General features: G+C 70.4%; 10 protein-coding genes. 5 read left to right on the top strand and 5 right to left on the bottom strand.

The annotated features are described in order from the left end of the window. The 3 genes from QHF89_RS43575 to QHF89_RS43565 form a co-directional block, all read right to left on the bottom strand. Positions 1 to 881, bottom strand: an 881-nt coding sequence (locus tag QHF89_RS43575; RefSeq protein ID WP_284721716.1) for a hypothetical protein, incomplete at its 3' end; no start/stop codon positions are given. Between the two features lie 151 nt (positions 882 to 1032). Further along, entirely contained in the window at positions 1033 to 4023 is a 2991-nt protein-coding gene (locus tag QHF89_RS43570; protein WP_284721715.1) for a DVUA0089 family protein, read from the bottom strand. Positions 4024 to 4319: 296 nt separating this feature from the next. Beyond that, positions 4320 to 5408 carry a phosphodiester glycosidase family protein gene (locus QHF89_RS43565; protein WP_284721714.1) on the bottom strand — a complete coding sequence of 363 codons (1089 nt, stop codon included), beginning with the start codon at positions 5406 to 5408 and terminating at the stop codon, positions 4320 to 4322. A gap of 268 nt (positions 5409 to 5676) precedes the next feature. On the opposite strand from QHF89_RS43565, the gene QHF89_RS43560 reads away from it, so the two are divergent. After that, on the top strand, positions 5677 to 9672 hold the full coding sequence (locus tag QHF89_RS43560) for a M36 family metallopeptidase (protein ID WP_136971168.1): 3996 nt from the start codon (positions 5677 to 5679) through the stop codon (positions 9670 to 9672). A gap of 4 nt (positions 9673 to 9676) precedes the next feature. Here QHF89_RS43560 and QHF89_RS43555 read toward each other — a convergent pair whose 3' ends face one another. Both QHF89_RS43555 and QHF89_RS43550 read right to left on the bottom strand, forming a co-directional pair. Beyond that, on the bottom strand, positions 9677 to 10477 hold the full coding sequence (locus QHF89_RS43555) for an alpha/beta hydrolase (RefSeq protein ID WP_284721713.1): 801 nt from the start codon (positions 10475 to 10477) through the stop codon (positions 9677 to 9679). Further along, positions 10474 to 13929: a hypothetical protein gene (locus QHF89_RS43550; protein ID WP_284721712.1), complete on the bottom strand. Its 3456-nt coding sequence runs from the start codon at positions 13927 to 13929 to the stop codon at positions 10474 to 10476. The genes QHF89_RS43555 and QHF89_RS43550 overlap by 4 nt, the downstream gene beginning before the upstream one ends. A gap of 240 nt (positions 13930 to 14169) precedes the next feature. Between QHF89_RS43550 and QHF89_RS43545 the strand changes: the two genes are divergently transcribed. From QHF89_RS43545 to QHF89_RS43530, 4 genes are all read left to right on the top strand, one after another. Continuing rightward, the gene (locus QHF89_RS43545; RefSeq protein ID WP_136971170.1) at positions 14170 to 14772 is read left to right on the top strand and encodes a DUF4142 domain-containing protein; all 603 of its coding nucleotides are present in this window, start codon (positions 14170 to 14172) and stop codon (positions 14770 to 14772) included. A 424-nt stretch (positions 14773 to 15196) separates the two neighbouring features. After that, positions 15197 to 16045, top strand: a complete 849-nt coding sequence (locus QHF89_RS43540; RefSeq protein WP_136934893.1) for an HAD hydrolase family protein — start codon at positions 15197 to 15199, stop codon at positions 16043 to 16045. A gap of 158 nt (positions 16046 to 16203) precedes the next feature. Then, complete coding sequence (locus tag QHF89_RS43535; protein WP_284721711.1) at positions 16204 to 17778, top strand: hypothetical protein; 1575 nt, start codon at positions 16204 to 16206, stop codon at positions 17776 to 17778. A gap of 18 nt (positions 17779 to 17796) precedes the next feature. Then, the gene (locus tag QHF89_RS43530) at positions 17797 to 19359 is read left to right on the top strand and encodes a vWA domain-containing protein (RefSeq protein WP_136971171.1); all 1563 of its coding nucleotides are present in this window, start codon (positions 17797 to 17799) and stop codon (positions 19357 to 19359) included. Positions 19360 to 19774: the final 415 nt, after the last annotated feature.

The following is a 19774-nucleotide window of genomic DNA, read 5'->3' as shown; positions in this document are numbered from 1 at the left end:
GCGCGGGTGCGCGGCGCCGTCCCCGTCGCGTCGCAGAGCCAGGAGGCCGCGCGCTCCGCCCGCACGACCGCCGCCGCGGCCCCCGAGAGGCCCGGCGCGAGCGCGACCGCCGCGAGGCCGAGGGCGAGCGCGCCGATCGACGTGTCCGCATCGAGATCGTGTCCGCGGGCGGCGAGCGGGAGGATGAGCCCGGCGAGCGCCGCGAGCGCGAGCGCGCGCCCGAGGACCGCAGGTTCGCCGCGCAGGACGCCGAGCAGGTACGTCGAGGCGAGCGCGCCCAGCGGGGATCGGCCCCAAAACCCGCGGGCCGCCCCGGCCGACACCTCGGGCGCGCGGCGGAAAGCGGCCGGGACGGCCAGGCACGCCGCAACGAGGGCCGCCCCGAACGCGAGCGGCGGGAGGTGTCCAAAGACGGCGAGGCCCACGCCGGCCGCCGCCAGCGCCTCCGGCGCGCCCCACGGCCGCGTGGCGGCGAGCGCGTGCCCCGCGAGGGCCGCGAGCCCGGCCGTGGAGGCCGAGAGGAGGCCCTCGCCGCGCCCGAACAGGAGCATCCACGGCGCCTCGACGACGAGCGCGCACACGCCGCCCGCGAGGTGAAACACGAGGCGCGGCGCGGGCAACCATCGGAGATACGTCGCCGACGAAGGAACGAGCGCCGCGCGCGCGGCGGGCAGGCCGAGCACGAGCCACCCGGCCCAGAGGACGGTCATGAGCGTGGGGGAGGCGCGCATGACGGCGAGCGCCTCGGGCGGGCTCATCCCGTTCGGCCCGAAGAGGACGGTGGCGACGAGGAAGATGCCGAGCAGGAGCGGAGCGGCGAGGGGATAGGCCGCGCGCATCGAGAGGACGACGAGGATCTTCGCGAGAGCGAGGTGTCGCATTCGCACGCCCCTTCCGTGTGCGCGTGGGGGCAGGATACCGGGGAGCGCCGGGCGGGAGAAGCGCGGAGGCTCCGGGGTTCCGTTCGTCCGAGGATGCCGAGGGGGAGAGCGCCGGCCGCGCGGAGAGCGCGGCCGGCTTGGCGAGGTGGGATCAGGGGTTCGTGCAGAGGATCAGGGCCCAGTTCTGGAGCGGGCCGGTGATGGCGCCCGCGTCGTCCACGGCGTTGAGCTTCCAGTTGCCCTGCATGGACGTCCCGACGAGCGACGCGAAGGAGGCCTCGGGCGCGAAGCACCCGGTGTACGGCGGCGAGAAGCTCGTGTTCGTGATCAAGTTGGGGCAGGTCGAGTCGAAGACCGTGTTGATGAGGTCGTCGTTGCTGCTGCCGTTGTCGCTCGTCACGTCGAACGTGGTGTTGCCTGGCGAGATCAACGAGAGGTCCACGTCCGCCATGAAGTCGTGGTCCATGTTGACCAGGATCGCCGCGCGCGCGATCGTCCCCGTGGCGCCGACGTTGATGATGCTCGTGACGCCCGTGGTGTTGTTGTCCGGGATGCTGAGCGGGGTGTCGATCGACCGGTAGACGTGCAGCCTCTGCCCGGCGGCGCACGCGGGGAAGTAGGCCGGCAGCGTGCAGTTGGGATCCGCGGCGTCGATGAACCCGTTGCTGTTGTTGTCGATGCCGTCGTTGCAGAGCGTCTCGAAGGCGACGCACACGCTCGGGCTGCCGGTGCACTTGTACCCGGACTCCACGACGCAGGTCGACGAGCAGCCGTCGCCGCCGACCGTGTTGCCGTCGTCGCACGCGTCGACGCCGTCGACGACGCCGTTGCCGCAGCTCAGCGCGCAGACGCTGGGCGCGCCCGTGCACTTGTAGCCCTGCTCGACGACACAACTCGACGAGCAGCCGTCGCCGCTGTTCGTGTTGCCGTCGTCGCACGTCTCGCTGCCCGTGATCACGCCGTTGCCGCAGAGCGCGGTGAACGTCACCTGGAGCTGGTAGGCGCTGATGGCCGCGTTGTTTTGATATTCCTCCACGCGGACGTAGTACGTGCCCGGGGCGAGCTTGCGCGCCGCCGTGTCGGTCGTCGTCGTCGGATCGATCAGGGAGCAGCTATTGAGGCCGTCGTCGTCGTCCGTCATGATGATCGTCGTGCAGTTCGCCGCCCGGAGCTCGATGACCGTGTCGTTGCCCGTCGTGCAGGTGCCCACCGACGGGACGAAGGTCTCGATCCTCACGTCCGCGACTGCAGGCACGGTGAACGCGTAGTAGTCCTGGTCGCCGGCGGGGCTGATCTTGCCGGTGATCGCGAAGGGCGGCTTGAGCGGGCCGCTCGCGCTCGCGCACGCGGCGTTCGGCTCGGTCTCGACGAGGACGCAGGTGCTCGGCGTGCCGAAGCACACGTAGAACGGCTCGGATTGGCAGGTGGCGTTGCAGCCGTCGCCGGGCGTGTGGTTCCCGTCGTCGCAGGTCTCGGTCGCCACGTTCACGTAGCCGTCGCCGCAGGTCGCCACGATGCAGCCCGGGAGGCAGGCGTCGTCGTCGTTCATGTTGCCGTCGTCGCACGCCTCGGTGCCGGCCGGGATGCCGTCGCCGCAGACCGTCTTGCAGGCGCTCGGCTGGCCGGTGCACACGTACCCGAGCTCGGCCTTGCAGGTCGCGCTGCAGCCGTCGCCGGGGTTCGTGTTGCCGTCGTCGCAGGTCTCGGCGCCCTTCAGGACGCCGTCGCCGCAGTTCGGGGTGCAGGTGTTCGGCGTGCCCGTGCAGGCCCAGCCCACCTCGAGCGCGCACGCGGCGTCGCAGCCGTCGCCGGCCACGGCGTTGCCGTCGTCGCAGGTCTCGGCGCCCGTGAGGATGCCGTCGCCGCAAAGCGAGAGGACGCAGACGTTCCCCGCGCAGATGTTGCTCGTGCAGTCGCCGTTCGCGAGGCACGCCTTGCCGAGGTCGCAGGTCGGGCAGGTGCCGCCGCCGCAATCTGCGTCCGTCTCGGCTCCGTTCTTCACGGTATCCGTGCACGTCGGCACCTGGCAGAGGTTGCCCGTGCAGATGCCGCTCTGGCAATCGGTCGGCTGATTGCAGGCGAGGCCGTCGCCGCAGGGGCTGCAATCCGCGCCGCCGCAGTCGACGGCGGTCTCGGTCCCGTTCTGGACCTGGTCGGTGCAGTTCGAGGGCTGGCAGATGCCCGCCGTGCAGACCGTGCTCGCGCAATCCGAGTTCACCGCGCAAATGAGGCCGGCGGCGCAGGGCGAGCAGTTCGGGCCGCCGCAGTCGACGTCCGTCTCGTTGCGGTTCGTGACCTCGTCCGTGCAGGTCGGGAGGCAAATCGAGCCCGAGCAGGAGTCGCCCACGCAGTCGCTGTCCTGCGCGCAGCCGAGGCCGGGGCCGCAGGCGTTGCACGTCGCGCCGCCGCAATCGACGTCCGTCTCCTCGCCATTCTCGACGGTATCCGTGCACGTGGGCGCCTGGCAGACGCCGGCGTCGCACACGCTGCTCTGGCAATCGGAGACCGCCGCGCAGACGAGGCCGTCGGCGCAGGGGGCGCAGGTGCCGCCGCCGCAGTCGACGTCCGTCTCGGCGCCGTTCTTCACGGTGTCGCCGCACTCGGCGGGGACGCACATGTTGTTCGCGCAGACGTTTTCAGGGCAGTCGGCGGGCGCGAGGCACTCCACGCACGTGCCCGCGCCGTCGCAGAGCTTGCCCTCGTTCGAGGCGCAGGCGGCGCCGGCCGCGAGCGGATTGTTCCCAGGCTGCCCCGCATTGCAGACGTCCTCGGTGCAATCGTTCTGATCGTCGAGGACGTCGGTGTCGTCGTTCTCGAGCGTGAGCTTCCCTTGGCCGTCGCAAATTTCCCGGGCGCAGTCACCGGCCGTCTGCGCGTCGCTCGGGGTGCCCATGGGGGTGAGCTCTTCGCCGCAGACGCCCGCCGTGCAGGTGCGCGTCCGGCAGGCGGTGTCGGCGCCGGGGCAATCCTCGGGCGTCGTGCACGCGCCCATGCCGCCCGTCCCACCCGTCCCACCCGCACCGCCGGTGGACTGGTTGATGTCCGAGCGATCAGGCCGCGAGATAATCTCGCAGCCCGCGGAGGCGCTCATGCACGCCGCGAGGAGCGCGAAGGTCGCCGCGGCGTACCTCTTGATTCCCAAGCTTCTCCATCGACTCATGGGCGACATGCCCTTTCTCCCGATCGGCGCCATGCCGGCGCGAGGGACCACACGGCCCGCAGCCCCCGGGGACGCCGGCCTTTCCGGTTTGCCAACCCGAGACCTCACCACAGGCGAAAAACCCGGTCAAGGGGTAGATCGGCCCGGAAGCACCCTCGGACAGGCGTTTTCGGGGCTATGGCCGGCCTCGCCTTCGGGCGCATGCTCCCGCTTCGCGTCGACTCTGCGGTCTGCCCTACGCAACCCCGCGGTCTCGGTGGGGGAACACGCGCGTCGGATCAAGGCCGCGCGGGGGCGCCGGATTGTTTCTGCTTCAGGTAGAAGAAGTCCCGAGGTGCGGGCTTCGATACATATCCGGTCTTCGTGTATTCGACCTTTTCGATGAGCGTCGAGACGACCGCGGGCGGGGTCGAATGGTCGTACAGGAGGAACCGTGTATACGACCAGTTGATGTCGAGCTCCGCGGCGGACGCGGCGCCGGCCGATTTCATCGCCGCCGCGAGGTCACGCGCCCATACCCACTCGCCGATCGCGAAGAGCAGCGTCGTGCCGTCCTCGTGCAGGCCGATCGCCGTGCGGCGAATCTCGCGATCGCCGCCCTCGGCCGCGCCCCAGAGCCGCGCCGTGTCCTCGGCCGAAAGCCGCGGGTGCAGCGCGCCGCCCTCGATCAGGCAGGGCGGCGTCTGCCGGTAGGACCGGATCTCCGCGGTCAAGGGCGCGAGCGCCGGGAAGCTCGCGATGCGCACGGACCCGTCCCCGAGAAGCGCCACCGTGCAGCCGTCCTCCCGCGGCGCCAGAAAAACGTCGCCGTCGACCATCATCCCCCATTGGCCGTGCTTCGCCATGAACCCGCCATTGAACACCGCAATCAGCGAAGGCAGATCCGCCGCGGGGACGAGGCCGGGACGTCGATCTTTTGACACCCCCGTGGACGTGGGCTCTTCCGTGCCTGCGACGAGGCGCAGATCGACCCGGCGCAGATCGATCGCCACGAGGACGACGGAGGGGTGGGGTTTGATCCGGTGGGGGTGGACCGTGGCGCGCGCGAGCGCGCCGGTCCCGCGCGCGGCGCCCTCCTCGATCCGCGTGAAGACGCCGTCGCCGGGTTTGGCGGTGCGTGCGTGGGGCGGCGGGAACGCGGGGGGTGGAAAAGGAGGACCCGAATTCGTGGGAGCAGGAACCTTTGGTGCAGCAGCGGTCTCCGGAGGGCTCGGTTCCGCAGGCTTCGGCGGCGGCGCCATGACGGGCGGCGCCGCGGGGATCGCCGTGGATCGCGGCGGCGGCGCCGCAGGATCGAGGGGAGGGGGCGTCCCGCCGCACCCGCAGGCGAGGACCGAAAGGAACCACGGGAAGAACCGACGTACCATGCCCGGCCGCCATTAGCACAAGTCGCGCGCCTGGCACCTGAACTGCGAAAGAAAAGAAGCGCGGTGGGAATTTCCAAGCCGCGGTCGACGGAATCTTGCATCATCGTCCGAATACGTGTGGAGGCGCGCGGCGGCCCTCGGAGAGGCCATAACGTTCCGCGCAAATGTGCTTCCCTCTTTCGCGATAACCGAGTACGCCTAGCCCTTGCCCGTCTCTTGCCCACTTCCCTTTCGAGGGGCGAGAGCGTCTCCGTTGGTGGAGGATTCGATGAAGCGCTCCGTTCGTTGTCTCACCATGCTCACGGCGCTGGTCGGGGCTTCCTTCGCGCATGCGAAGGAGCTGCCGAACTTCGATGCTTATTATCGTGCGCAGCCGACGCCCGCCGGCGCACCGCGCGTCTCGCGGTCCCCCATCGGCGGACACGTCACCTCGGTGCATCCGCACTCGGGGGCTCCCACGTTCTTCTGGGCCGCGCGGGATCAGGCCGGCACGCAGGCGCTCGTGGCTTCCACGAAGCCCGACCTGGCCGCGCGCAAGGCGCTCGTCTCCGCGGCCGAGATGCTGAAGGTCCCCGAAGCCGCCATCCAGGCCACGGTGGTGCGTGAAATTCACGATCGCGGCGCGGGCGGCGTCGTCGTGCGCCTCGGCCAGGAGATCGACGGCGTCGAGGTCTTCCGCGGCGGCGCGAACGTCATGCTCGATCGGAGCCACCGCCTCGTGGCGGCCGCGAACAACCTCCACCCGGCCGGGTTTGCGGGGAACAAGCGGGTCCCGCGCACCTTCGTCGTGACCCCCCAGGGCGCCCTCGCCAGCGCGTTCCGGGATTTCCACGGGACCGACCTCGCCGCGGCGAACCTCGTCCCGCGCGGGGAAAAAGGCCGTTACCAGACCTTTGATCTCCTGCCCGCGCAGGGGCACGAGTTTGCCGGCCCTGCGCGCGTGAAAAAGGTGTATTTCCCGCTCCCGGATCGCCTCGTTCCCGCGTACTACCTCGAAATCCGCCCGCGCGAGGTGGGCCAGAAAGACGCGGGCCTTTACGCCTACGTGATCGCGGCCGACGACGGGCGTGTCCTCTCTCGGCAAAACCTTTCTCACGACGCGGTCTTCAATTACAGGGTATGGGCGGAAGCGAACGGCGACAAACGCCCCCTCGACGGCCCGCAGGCCGATTACACGCCGCACCCGACGGGCGAGCCCGACGGCTCCCAGCCCGACTTCATCGCGCCGGTGCTGGTGTCGATGGATGGATTCAACAAGAACCCCCAGGGCACGTTCGATCCGTGGCTGGCCTCCGGGGCGACCTCGACGTCGGGCAACAACGTCGACGCGTACGCCGACCACAACCAGCCGGACGGCTTCAACAATGGCGACACGCGCCCGAGCGTGACGGCGCCCGGCGTGTTCGATCGGACGTACGACGTGAACCTCGCGCCGACGGCGAACCCGAACCAGGTCATGGCCGCCGCCACGCAGCTCTTCTACGTGACGAACTGGCTGCACGATTACTGGTACGACTCGGGCTTCGACGAGGCCGCGGGCAACGCGCAGATGAGCAACTACGGCCGCGGCGGCCAGGAGGGCGATCCGATCCGCGCCGAGGCGCAGGACGACGCGTTCAACAACCAGAGCCGCAACAACGCGAACATGCAGACGCCTGCGGACGGCGAATCGCCGATCATGCAGATGTACCTCTGGTCGGGCGCGAGCGCGCGGAGCCTCACGACGAACCCCGGCGGCAAGAACCACAGCACCGACGTGGCCGAGTTCGGGCAGCAGACGTTCAACACGACCGGCGCCCTCTCGCTCGTCAACGACGAGTCCACGGCCACGACGAACGAGACGCCCGGCACGTTCGGTGATGGCTGCCAGGCCATCAAGAACAACGTGGCCGGAAAGATCGTCCTCATCGATCGCGGCTCCTGCACGTTCAAGCAGAAGGCCGTGAACGCGCAGGCCGCGGGCGCGATCGGCATGATCCTCGCGAACAACATCAACGAGCCGGCCCCGCCGTACATGCCGAACGGGCAGCCGAACGGGGCCGTGACGATCCCGGTCCTGTCCATCACGCTCGCGTCGGCCGCGGCGATCAAGCTGGCCATGGGCAGCGACGTGACGGCCACGATGGTCCGCTCGGCCGCGGGCGTCGAGCGCGATGGGACGATCGACAACCACATCGTCGCGCACGAGTGGGGCCACTACCTGCACAACCGGCTCGCGTACTGCGGCGCCAACATGTGCGGCGGCATGGGCGAGGGCTGGGGCGACACGGTCGCGCTCCACATGGCCCTGCGCGAGGGCGACGACCTCGACGGCGTCTTCGGCATGAGCGTCTACGCCACGGCGTCGCTCGGCGACAGCGGCTACTACGGCATCCGGCGTGTCCCGTACTCGACCGACATGACGAAGAACGGCCTGACCTACCGGCACATCGTGGACAACGAGGCGCTGCCGAGCCACCCGATGGCCGTGGTCCCCGCGCCGAACTCCGAGGTGCACAACGCCGGCGAGGTATGGGCGACGATGATGTTCGAGGCGACGATCGCGCTCCTCAAGCGCAGCCAGGAGCCGGGCGCCCCCTACGACTTCGAAGGGGCTCGCCGGCGCATGGCCGACTACATCGTCACGTCGCTGAAGATGGTCCCGCCGGACGCGACCTATCTCGAGCAGCGCGACGCGATCCTCATGGCCGCATCCTCGGTCGACCTGAAGGACATGGAGGTCCTCGCCAAGGCGTTCGCCAAGCGCGGCGCGGGCTCGTGCGCGGTCTCGCCGGAGCGCGACTCCGGCGACAACGTGGGCGTGGTCGAGAGCTTCGAGGTCAAGGCCTCGGTCTCCGATCTCGCGAGCGGGCTCGACGACGCCGTTCAGTCCTGCGACTCCGACGGGCGCCTCGACGCCCAGGAGTCGGGCCGCGTGACGATCGAGCTCCAGAACACGGGCGTCGCGCCGCTCACGGACGCGGTCGCGAGCGTGACGGCGCAGCAGGCGGGCATCTCGTTCCCGAAGGGCACGCAGGTGCAGTTCGGCACGGTCCCGCCCTTCGGGACGGCGAAGGCCACGATCGACGTGGCCCTCGACGGCTCGGTCGCCGGCATCAGCTCGGTGAAGCTCGACATCGCCGTGACGAGCGCGCAGACGTGCGAGCCCAAGTCGACGCTCGTCGAGGTGCCGTACATCAACTACGACAACGTGCCGGAATCGGCCACGATCGAGAGCGCCGAGAGCGACATCGAGACGTGGACGAAGTCGGGCGACGGCGCCGATCGGGTCTGGAGCCGCATCCAGAACGGCCCGCCGAACCACGTCTTCCACGGCGTGGACCTCGGCAGCATGAGCGACACCTCGTTCGAGTCGCCGCCGATCGTCGCGGGCCCGGGGCCGCTCACGATCACGATGAAGCACCGCCACGAGTTCGAGGTGGGCCCGTCGCCGCAGGGGGGCGGGAACGTCAACTACGACGGCGCGGTCCTCGAGATCTCGACGAACGGCGGGCAGAGCTGGCAGGACGCGAGCCAGTTCGTGAACGTGCCCTACACCGGCACGATCACGAACATCTCCGACAACCCGCTCGGCAACCGCCTGGGCTTCACGAACCGGAACGCGGCGTGGCCGGACTTCAGCACGATGACGCTGAACTTCGGCACCTCGCTCGCTGGCAAGACGTTCAAGCTGCGCTTCCGGATCGGCACCGATCCGGCGGCGGGCGCGTACGGCTGGGAGATCGACGACATCGACGTGCAGGGCGCGGCGAACAAGCCGTTCGCGTCGATCGTGGAGGACAGCACGAGCTGCGCGGGCCTGCCCGTGGCGAACGCCGGCGCGGACCTCGTGGTGTCGGGCGGGGAGCAGGTCGAGCTCGACGGTTCGAAGAGCAGCGATCCGGACGGCGACAAGCTCACGTTCAAGTGGACGCAGTCGGAAGGGCCCGAGGTCGCGCTCGTGGACGGCGACGGGCCGAAGCCGACGTTCGTCGCGCCGGACGTTCAGGCCGAGACGACGCTCACGTTCCAGCTCACCGTCTCCGACGGCAAGGGCCTGGCGAGCGACCTCGTGAAGGTGACCGTTCTGCCGGGCACGGGGAGCGGTGACAGCAGCGCGGGCGTCGGAGGGAACACGGGCGCCGGCCCGATCATCGTCGAAGACGGTGGTTGCGGCTGCGCGGTCGTGGGAGACGAGCAGAAGAGCCCGGCCCTGCCTGCGGCGGCGGCCCTCGGCCTGCTCGGCGCGGTGTTCGCGCGGCTGCGTCGCCGGAACCGCAACTGACCCGTCACGGGCTGGAGGCGGCGGCCCTCTGCGCTGCTGCCTCCAGCGCCTTCTGCCAGTCCCCCCGCATCGATGCGCTCACCGTATGCCCCACGCCGGGGTAGGTGGTGAGCTCCGCCGAAAAGCCCACCGCGACGAGCGCGCGTACGGTCTCGGTCGCGCCGGCGTGCGGCACCATCGTGTCCGCGTCGCCGTGGAACGCGTGGACGGGCGGGGCGACTTTCCCCATGGGCCACGCGCTCGGGTAGAGCGGCGGCGCGAGCAAGCCGGCGAGGGGGAGCGCTTCGCCGACGCGCTCGGGGTGTTTGACCGCGAGCGTGAAGCTCAGCATGCCTCCCTGGGAAAACCCCGTCACGATCGGCCGGCCGCGCGTCGGCCGTGTTCGTTCGAGCTCCTCCAGCATCGCCGCGAGCCCGTCGGCCGCGAGCGACGTGCCCTCCGCGAGTTTTGCCGGGTCGCGCCGCGCGAGCGGGAACCACGAGAAGCCGTCGCTGTAGGGCGAGGTCCCGTACGGAACGACGACCCGCATGCGGCCTTCGATCCGATCGAAGAGCCGAACGAACGACTCCGGACGATCGCCGAGCCCGTGGATCGCCACCACGAGCGGCAGCCGTTCGGTCGCGGCGGCGCCGCCCGTCACACGTTCGAGGTAGCGGATCCCGGCGGCTTCGGGCGGCCCGGATGTGGGCTTTGCCTCGGTCCGCGGGGCCGCGCTGCTCGGCGGGGGCTCCGGCGGCGTGTCTCGGCCGCACGCGGGCGCGAGCAACACGAGCGCGAGGAGGACGCGGCCCGTGGCGTGGATCATGCCGAGGCCAGGCGCGCGGCCCGCTCCCGTTCGAGCCGCGGCGGCGGCAGGATCGACGCGCCGAAGAGCACGCGCCGCGGCGCCTCGCCCGCGACCTCCTCGCGCCACGACAGGGCCCATTCGGCCCAGGGGATGTGCTGATCCCGGAACAGGATTTTTCGTAGATCGAGCGGCTTCGGGGGTGTCGCCGGGCGATCGCCGCGCACCGTCGGAGGTACGATCGGCCCGCTGAAGGCGGCGTCGAGCGGGTAGATCACCTCGGTCCGGTAGCCTTCGCCCGGCCAGAGCACGAGGCCCTCGTCGGCGATGTCGTACGGCACGTCGTCGCCGAGCGCGGCGCGGATCTGCTCGCGCACGAGATCCACGCCGGCCATGCGGTAAAATCCGGCGATCGCGTTCTCGAACAGGATCCGATCCGCGCCGTCGAGCGCGTCGACGAAGCCCGGCTCGGTCACGCTCGCCACGACGAGCCCGCTCTGCTCCTCGAACGCGATCACGGCCTTCGCCTTGGAGAGCGCGTCGCACGCGAGTTCGAGGCGCAGCCGGTTCGATCCGAGCTCGACGCTCTGCACGGTGATGGCGCCTGCGCGGAAGCGGGGGCAGGCGGCGAGCAGGCCACTCACCTCGCGATCGACGGCGCGACGCACGGTCTCGCGCAGATCGTCGAGCTGCTCCTGCAGGCCGCGCAACGAGCCGTGGCCGTGCTCGATGCCGCGGGACTCGTCGAGATCGGCGCGGCGCGCGGCGCGCCTCAGTTTTCCGTACAGCTTGGGCAACGTGCCCGAGTGAAAGCCGGGCCGCATCAGCGTGCCCACGGTCTCGCCCTGGTGGCCGATCGGCACGGGCCCCAGGTTTTTCGCGCGGTTCTCGCGGTAGAGGCGGAAGTTCTCCTTGAACTCCCACACGAGGAAGCCGAACACGCTCGGGAAGAGGAAGACCGTGGTCGCCGCGATCGTCCCGCCGATCACCGGGCCGAGCGGGGCGAGCGCGTGGTTCATGACCGTCAGCATCTCCGCGAGCTGCTGGATCAGCATCTTCTGCGCGACCGTGACCACCGGGAAGTGCTTCACCGGGTTGATCTCGGGCTCGATCAGCAGCGTGATGTAGAGCCGGATCACGTACGCCACCAAGAACCACACGAGCCCGAGAGCGGCCTTCAGCGGGATCGTGGCGCGCTTGTCGCCCTCCCGGAAGCGCAGGAATTCGTCGACCCGGTAGAGCGTGCGCTCCGAGAGTTCCAGCATCGCGCGGAAGATGCCCATCACGAGCCGCAAGAGCCCCGGCAGCGCGCGCCCCTTGAGCGCCTCCCAGCCGAGCGCGATCTGATCGAACACGACCTCCTGCGCGACGAGGCCCGCGCGTGTGTTGAGCAGGACGCTCGCCGCGACGAACACGCCGGCCGCGCCGAGGGGCCCGATCACGCCGGGCACGTCGCGCAGCGGCGTGGCCATGTAGAGGATCGCCGCGACCACGAGCGGCATCAGCACGTACCGCGCGAACGCCCGCGCGAGGCCGCTCTCCAGCACGCGCCGGATCGGCCCGAGGGAGAGGACCCACCGCGGCAGGCGCACGAAGACGGCGGCGAGCGCGTGGCCGAGCATCGACAGGAGCCGCATCACCCCCGCGCGCAGGGCCTCGCTGTGGATGAGCCCGAAGAGCACGGCGGTCATCACGAGCAGCGACGGCGTGCTCACGAGGTGCGGCGGCACGAAGCCGAGCGCCTTCGCGGCCGGCCCGACCATGTGCTGCAGGCCCTCCAGCACCACGAACGCGCCGCCGGCCGGCAGGATCACGAAGAGCGTGACGAGCCGACCGAGCTTCGTGCCGAAGAACACGCTCGACACCTTCTGCAGGGCGCGCAGGTACACCTCGCCGCGCCGGTAGACGCCGTCGAGCGCGACGTCGAGCGCGCGATCGGCGAGCAGCAGGGGATCGCCGCGCACGAGCTCGCGCGGGTGCGCGACGTCGCCCATCTTGAGCTGGTTCCGCGAGAGCGCGTCGCGGAGCTGCCCGATGCTCAAGAACCCGCGCGCCACCACCTGATCGCAGAGCTCCTCGACGAGCTTCTTGCGCGCCACGTGCTCGGGCACGCTCGCGGGCCGGAGCCCCACGCCGTCGAGCGTCCCTTCGATGACCGGCCGGAGCGTCTTCCGTACGTTCTCCTCGGCCCGCCGCACCGCCATCCGCAAGAGCCGCGCGATGAGCCGTCGATCCGCGGACGGCATCTCCACGTGCCGGAGCTTTTGCAGCGCGCTCCGCAGGTGCCGCGCGACCTTGAGCGCCCGCGTCGCCGGCAGCTTCCGCACGATCGGGCGCTTGCCGAGCGAGAGCGCCCACGTCACGAGATCAACCGCCGACGACCCGCGCTCGTGCGCCACGCAGGCCCGCTGCAGATCGTAGAGCAGCCGCGCCTCGACCGGATACCGGAGCGCCTGCCGTTCGCTCGCCGTCGCCGCGAGCGGCATGAGCGACGAGGTCCATGGCACCCGCGGCGCGCTCTCCGCGCTCTCGCCGGGGCCCACGAGCGCGCTGTCGAGCCGCGCCCCGAGCGCGTCGAGATCCCGCTGCACCTGGGCGCGCAGCTTGACCTGTTGGTCCTCGCCCGCGGCCGGCATCGCCGCGAGCAGCGAGAGCGCGGCCCGCACGTGGTTGCCCTCGGCGCGCGCCTTTTCGGCCTGGACCACGAGCTTCTGCGCCCCCGTGACCGTCGTCGCGCGCCGCGACAGGAACGCGGGCAACACGTCGAGCGCGGGGAGCGCCGAGTAGGTGGGCGTCGTCGACTCCCTGCTGAGCGGCGCGTCCGTCGGATCCGCCGCGCCCTCGGGCCGGCACGCCGCGAGCAAGGCGCGTGCGTCCACGTCTCCGCCGATCACCACGAGCGCCCGCGACGTGTCCCGCAGCGTCGGGAACGTCCTCGCCACGAGGCGCGGGGCGAAGTGGTGGAGCTCGAGGAGGAGCGCCGCGAACTCCGTGTACACCTCGGCGTCGTCGGCCGGGGGCAAGAGCAGATCGTCCGAGCGGAGCACCCGCCGGATCTCGTCGAACTCCGTCTGCCCGATCCGATCGATCCGCGCCCGGATCCCCGCCTCGTCGAGCGCGCCGCGGCGCCGCGCGGCTTCGAGCGCAAGGTGCACGTGCCCGTGGAACGCCCCGCGCCAGAGCCGCGTCAGCACCTCGGCCGGCGACGCAGCGAGGATCTCCGAGCCCTTCGGCCGGGGCAGGAGCACCACGTGCTCGGGCAGCTTCGCGCCGGCCTCGCCGAGCTCCGCGGCCGGCACGAGCGCGAGCAGGTCGTCGCGCCCGAGCGCGTAACACGACGCATGCGGCACCTGCAGCCCGATGCCCATGATCCGCCGGTGGCGCTTGATCACGCGGGCGACGAGGCGGCTGTCCACCACGAGCGTCCCTGTCTCCGCGCTTCGCAGGCTTCGCTCGATGGGGGTCGTGTCCATGCGCAAGGGCGGAGCGACGGATCCCGAGCGCCGCGCTCGGCCCCCCCTTACACCACGCAGCGTTGAGGCACAACGACGCGGGCGGAAAGCAATTTCCCGTCCGGGTCCCCCCGACGTCGGGAGACGGTAGGCCCGGCTCTCGGCGCGCGCCGCGGGGCCTCATGGGCAGGGGGGCGCTGGCGCGTGGATCTCGGCGATGGCCGAAGCGAGCGGGCGGCGCTTTTGAAGAGGAGACGACGCATGGCTCACGTATTCCATCGGTCCTTTGCCCGCGCCTTCACGTGGCTCGCGCTCGCGTCCGCGGGCGTGGCGGGCTGCGGCACGGACGCGGGGGAGAACCGTCCGCGTCAGGCCAGGGAGGAGCCCTCGGAGCCGCTCTCGCACGGACAGATCCTGGCCGTCGTGTCGACCGTCGATCAGAACGAGCTCACGAACGCGGAGACGGCGCGGCTCCGGGCCACGAGCGAAGGGGTCCGGTCCTACGCGGAGCGCGTCACCGCCGAGCATCAAGCGATCCAGACGCGCATCCTGGCGCTCCAGGAGAAGCTCCGGGTCAAGCAGGAGGGCAGCGAGATGCAGTCGAACCTCCGCCGCGACGCCGAGCGCGCGGCGGAGCTGCTCCGGACCGTGCCGGCCGCGGATTTCGACGTCACCTACCTGAACGCCCAGATCGGCGGGCACCAGCGCGCGATCACGCTGATCGACGCGCAGCTCATCCCGAACGCCGATTCGGCGGAGGTCGAGACCTTCCTGCGCGAGGTCCGCGCCACGCTCGCCCAGCACCTCGCCCAGGCGCGGCGCCTCCGCAGCCGCTTCCCGATGCTGCCGGGCGACAGGATTTGAGCGGGGGTCCCCCAGGCTGCTGCGCGGCTCGATGCGTCGGTCGGCCTCGCTCGACGTACAGGTGTACGCCTCGCTCGGCCTCTCTAGCCTCGAGCCGCTCGCGACGCCTGGGGAACACCCGCTCGGAATCGGCGCAGCGTTGATAAATACGGAAAAGATCCGGAGCGCTCGGATCGGACAGGGTACGTCCGATCTGGGCGTCGATTTCGGGCGGCCGTCCGCCATTGCATGATAATCTCGGCGATGGGTGGCGCCATGGACGGGGAGCCGGCGGCCGTCGGGCTCGCCCCGGCCGATCGTGGCCTCTCGTCCCACGCCCGGGGCCCGCCTTATTTCGGTCTTACCTGCGAAGGAATGGATGTCATGCTTGTCTTGACAAACAATCGCCTCGGCCTCGTCTCGCCGATCGTGCGACGGACGCGCCATGCCGCCGCTCGGTGATCGCCGGACGTATCTGCCGCGCGTCGTGGCCCCGCGCTGGGTGGTCTTCGCCGATTTCGACGAGACCTACCTCGCGCACGACGGCTCGCCCGAGCGACGCCGCGATCGGCGCTCGCTCGAGCAGCTCCTCCTCGAAGAGGCCTCCGCGCTCGGCCTCGTCTTCGGCTGGGTCGCCGACGGGCCCATCGACGTCGTCGCCGCCACGGTCGGCACCCACGGCCTTCGCGTCGTGCCCCATTTCATCGCGAGCTCCTGGGGCGCCGAGCTCGATTTTTTTTCCCGCGAGGAGGGCCGCCGCCCGGTCGCCGAGTGGGACGCGCGTGTCGCGCAGAGCGGCTTTTCGAGGGCCCGCGTCGCCGCCGCGCTCGACGATCTCCTCCGCCGCGGCATTCCCTTGGTCCGCCGCGAGCAAGCGGGCCGGCGCATCGACAGTTACATGTTCCAGCCGAGCGGGCGCGGCAGATCCCCCGAGATCCCCTCGACCCTCCACAAGGTCGCCGAGCGCCACGGGATCGGCGTCCACGTCTATCCCTGCCATCCCGCGCTCGGTGAGCCCGAGGGCACGTACGACGTGGATTTCGTGCCGCGGGGCGTCGGAAAACGCCAGGTCGTCGATTTCGTCCTCGATCGCCTCGGCATCCCGCGCGCCCGGGCCATGAGCTTCGGCGACGACGTGGGCGACGTCGACATGCTCTCCGCCGTCGAACACGGCTACCTCGTCGACAACGCCACCGACGACGCCCGCCGCCGCTTCTCCCGCACCGCCGGGGCCAGTTATGCCCGCGGGATCCTCGACGTGATCGAACGACGTATCGAGCGCATCCGCCTCTAATTCGGGCGGTGCCGCGACCGCCGCGACACCGCTGTCAGGGCCGCAGGGCGGGCCTCGGAGCAAGCTCCCTCCTCGAATGCCGGGAATACGTGCATGGCACATCGTTTGCTCGCCGTGCCCAGCCTTCGTTTTTCCCTCATCCAGGAGATGAAATGTCGATGGAACGACCTTTCGCGGCGCGTCGCGCGCTGCTGCACCCCCTGTGGCTCGGGTCCCTCGCCCTCCTCGCCCTGAATGACCACGTCCTCAAGGGCGCGGGCATTCTCCCCGGCGCGATCACGGGCAAATTGAGTGACTTCGCCGGGCTCGTGGTGGCGCCCGCGCTGCTCGCGGCGCTCCTCCGGCTCGGGAGCCGCCGGAGCCTCGTCCTCGCGCACCTCGCGACGGGCGCCGTCTTCGCCGCGATCAAGCTCTCGCCCGCGGCGGCGCGCGCCTTCGAGGCCCTCGCGGCGCTCACGCCTTTCCCCTGGCAGATCACCGTCGATCCCACCGATTTGATCGCCCTGCCCGCGCTCGCCCTCGCGTTCCGTGTCCTCGTCCCGGCCATGCAGCGCCCGCTCCCGGAGCGCCCCCTGGCCCAGCGCACGGCCGTCGTCTTCGGATCCCTCGCGTGTGCCGCGACCAGCGAGCCCACCGAGCCGCCGCCGGAGTGCGGCCCCGATTTCTGCGGCGTCACGCCCACCGAGAGCGGCGCGCTCTCCCTCGGCAATACCACGGAAGGCGAGCGCCTCGTGCGCCTGCGCCCGCTCAAGGACTCGGTCCAGGTCGATTGCCCGACGCTGCTCGCCGATCCCGAGTCCGCGCTCTCGCGTGAGCTCTTCGCCCCCGCCGAGGCGTGGCTCCTCCAGCCGGGCCGGGGTTTGCCCCTCGAGAACAATGATACGGCAGGCTGCGTCGCCTACCTCGTCGACGCCGACGGCCTCGCGCCCACGCTCCTCGCCTGGTCCTCGCAGAAGTTCCCGACCCAGCTCGTCTCCACAGCGACGAATTCGGACGATCGCCTCATGATCCCGCTCTCGCTCGATTCGAATGGCAAACTCTCGCTCGGCCCGCACGAGGCCGTCTTCAAGGCGCCCGCGCTCGAAGATCCGCCCGCCGCCCCCGGCTGCGCCTCGCCCGGCAAGACCGTCGGGGTCGAGTGGTCCACGCCCGTGCCCCTCCACGGACCTTACGTCCTGGAATCCGTCGTCTCGTCCCCCGACGATTGCCACGCGCTCGTGCTCCAGAACCAATCGACGATGTACGTCTGCGTGCCCGGCGCGGCCATGCCGTTCAAGGCCGGCGACAGCATCGCCATCGAAGCCTTCGAGATCGCCGGCGGCTCCTACCCCGAGACGAACGGCGAAGCGCCCGAGGGCAGGGCTCTCGTGCTCCGCAGCGACACGCACACCGTGCTCGCGGTGCGCGGCAATGTCCTCGCGCGGTACGAGTCCACGGACGCCGCCGAGCCGCTCACCGAGCCCGCTGTCGAGTCCGAGCTCGCCCAGGGCTGCGCCGGCGCGCACGACGAATGCGGCAGCCTGCTCGTCCCGCTCGAGGTCAGCTACCTCGGCGCTCACGTCCCCTCGATCACCTTCCTGCGCGCGGGCAAGAGCCTCGATCTCGCAGACGGCTACGGCACGCTGCACCTCGTGCGCGCCGATGCCATGCCCATCCGCGACACGGAATGTCCGCCCTTCGCTCGCAAGAGCCGTCATTACGAATCCGTACTCGTCGTCTCCGCGGCGCCTTGATTTCGGGAGGAAACCACCATGGACCATCGAATCGGTACAGCGCTCCTTTCGACCTTGCTCGCCTCGCTCGTGCTCACGGGCTGCGCGGCCGACGCCTCGGAATCGGGCGCCTTCGGCGGCAACGTAGATCCCGAGCCCGGCGCCACCGGCATCTCGCAAGGCGGCGCGCAGGACTTCGGCCTCTTCCGGAAGATCCTCGAAGACGGGAAGATCCCGGGCCCCGGCGCGCTCGACGACCTCGGCTTCTTCGCCGAGCACAAGCTCGATTACGCCCCGCCGAACTGCGGCAACAACATCTGCATGCACGGCCTGCTCGGCGTGATGGGCAACATGATCACCGGCTCGAATTGCACCCTCGTCCAGATCGGCATGAACTCGCCGATCGACGTCGGCAGCATGACGCGCCCGCCCCTGCACCTCGTCGTCGCCGTCGACGTGAGCGGTTCCATGGTCGGTGAGCCCATGGATTACGTGAAGGCGGGCCTCGTCGAGATGATCCCGGCGCTCGAGCCCACGGATCGGATCTCGCTCGTCACGTACTCGACGAGCGCCAACCTCGTCCTCGATCACGTGAGCGCGTCCAATACCCAGGCCCTCCAGAGCGCGTTCCAGGGCCTCTTCGCCGCAGGCTCGACGAACCTCTACGACGGCCTCTTCACCGCATTCTCCGTCGCCGACAAGTATTTCGATCCAGCGTACCAGAACCGCGTGCTTTACCTCTCGGACGGCATGGCCACGGCAGGCCTGACGAACCCGAGCAAGCTCACCTCGCTCGCCGAGGCCTACGCGAAGAAGGGCATCGGCGTGACCACGATCGGTGTCGGCGGGGACTTCGACGTCGAGGTGATGCGCGATCTCAGCGAGGTCGGCGCCGGCAATTTCTACTTCCTCGAAGACCCGAAGGCAGTCGTCGAGGTCTTCACCGACGAGGTAAAGACCTTCCTCGTGCCCGTCGCGCTCGACGTAAACATCGACGTCGCCGTCGGCGGCGGCTACATCGTGCGCGGGGTGTACGGGACGAACGGCTGGCAGACGGCCGAGGGCGGCGGGACGATCTCCATCCCGAGCCTCTTCCTCGCAGGCCGCACGAGCTCCGACGATCCCATCTCCGAGGGCCGGCGCGGCGGCGGCGGCGCCATGATCCTCGAGCTCGTGCCGCGCTCCGGCGCAATCAGCGTGCCCGATCCCTACGAGGTCGGCTCGCTGAATCTTTCGTACAGGGATCCGCTCACGGGCTTCACGAAGGCCCAGTCGACGAACATCAAGGCCCCGCACATGTACGAGGATCCCGAGACGTTCTTCACGGACGAGACCGTCGAGAAGGGGTTCGTCATGCTGAACATCTACGCCGGCTTCAAGCTCGCCGCCGAGCTCTCGGCCGACAGCGACCCGCGCACCGCGCGCCGCACACTGGAGGCAATGCGCCCGAACGTCGACACGTGGCTCGCCGACCACCCCGATCCGGACATCCAGGACGACCTCAAGTACATCGACCTCTTCATCGAAAACCTGAAGGTCGTCGAGGCAAACACCACGCCCTACGAGCCAGCCGATCCGCCGCCGCCCTGGCCCGCGGACTGACACGTCATGGGAGCTGCGGAGCCGGGGCGCCGCCCCGGTCCCCGCGGGGGGCTGTCCGCCCCCTCGACCCCGGACCAGCGAGGCGCTGGACCCAGGGTTGAAAAACTGCGCGGTGCGCAGTTTTTCAAACAGGCCGACGAAGAACTCAGGCTGCCAGCAGAACCCGCAGCGCGGCTGTCTCGGTTGGCAACGCCGCTGCTGGTCTTGACCCTGGCTGTTCGATGAACTGCGCATCGCGCAGTTCATCGAGCCTGGGTCCAGCCCCTGGCTGGTCCGGGTGCAGGGGCGGACAGCCCCTGCTGGGGCCTGGGGCAACGCCCCAGCTCCGCGCCCGTGCCTTCACGGGTCGGCCTCGTGCCTTCGTGACGGCAACGTCTGCCTCGGCGGAGGGACTGTGTGCATTTACACGTCGGCG

Source organism: Polyangium sorediatum, from assembly GCF_029946465.1.
In the GTDB taxonomy this organism is placed as follows: domain Bacteria; phylum Myxococcota_A; class Polyangia; order Polyangiales; family Polyangiaceae; genus Polyangium; species Polyangium fumosum.
This window is presented reverse-complemented; position numbering and strand designations above follow the sequence as displayed.

What these genes read in the sequence shown, in the direction of transcription:
- QHF89_RS43565 (WP_284721714.1), bottom strand. Translation starts at nt 5,408, where the DNA reads ATGGTACGTCGGTTCTTCCCGTGGTTCCTTTCGGTCCTCGCCTGCGGG.
- QHF89_RS43560 (WP_136971168.1), top strand. Translation starts at nt 5,677, where the DNA reads ATGAAGCGCTCCGTTCGTTGTCTCACCATGCTCACGGCGCTGGTCGGG.
- QHF89_RS43555 (WP_284721713.1), bottom strand. Translation starts at nt 10,477, where the DNA reads ATGATCCACGCCACGGGCCGCGTCCTCCTCGCGCTCGTGTTGCTCGCG.
- QHF89_RS43550 (WP_284721712.1), bottom strand. Translation starts at nt 13,929, where the DNA reads ATGGACACGACCCCCATCGAGCGAAGCCTGCGAAGCGCGGAGACAGGG.
- QHF89_RS43545 (WP_136971170.1), top strand. Translation starts at nt 14,170, where the DNA reads ATGGCTCACGTATTCCATCGGTCCTTTGCCCGCGCCTTCACGTGGCTC.
- QHF89_RS43540 (WP_136934893.1), top strand. Translation starts at nt 15,197, where the DNA reads ATGCCGCCGCTCGGTGATCGCCGGACGTATCTGCCGCGCGTCGTGGCC.
- QHF89_RS43535 (WP_284721711.1), top strand. Translation starts at nt 16,204, where the DNA reads ATGGAACGACCTTTCGCGGCGCGTCGCGCGCTGCTGCACCCCCTGTGG.
- QHF89_RS43530 (WP_136971171.1), top strand. Translation starts at nt 17,797, where the DNA reads ATGGACCATCGAATCGGTACAGCGCTCCTTTCGACCTTGCTCGCCTCG.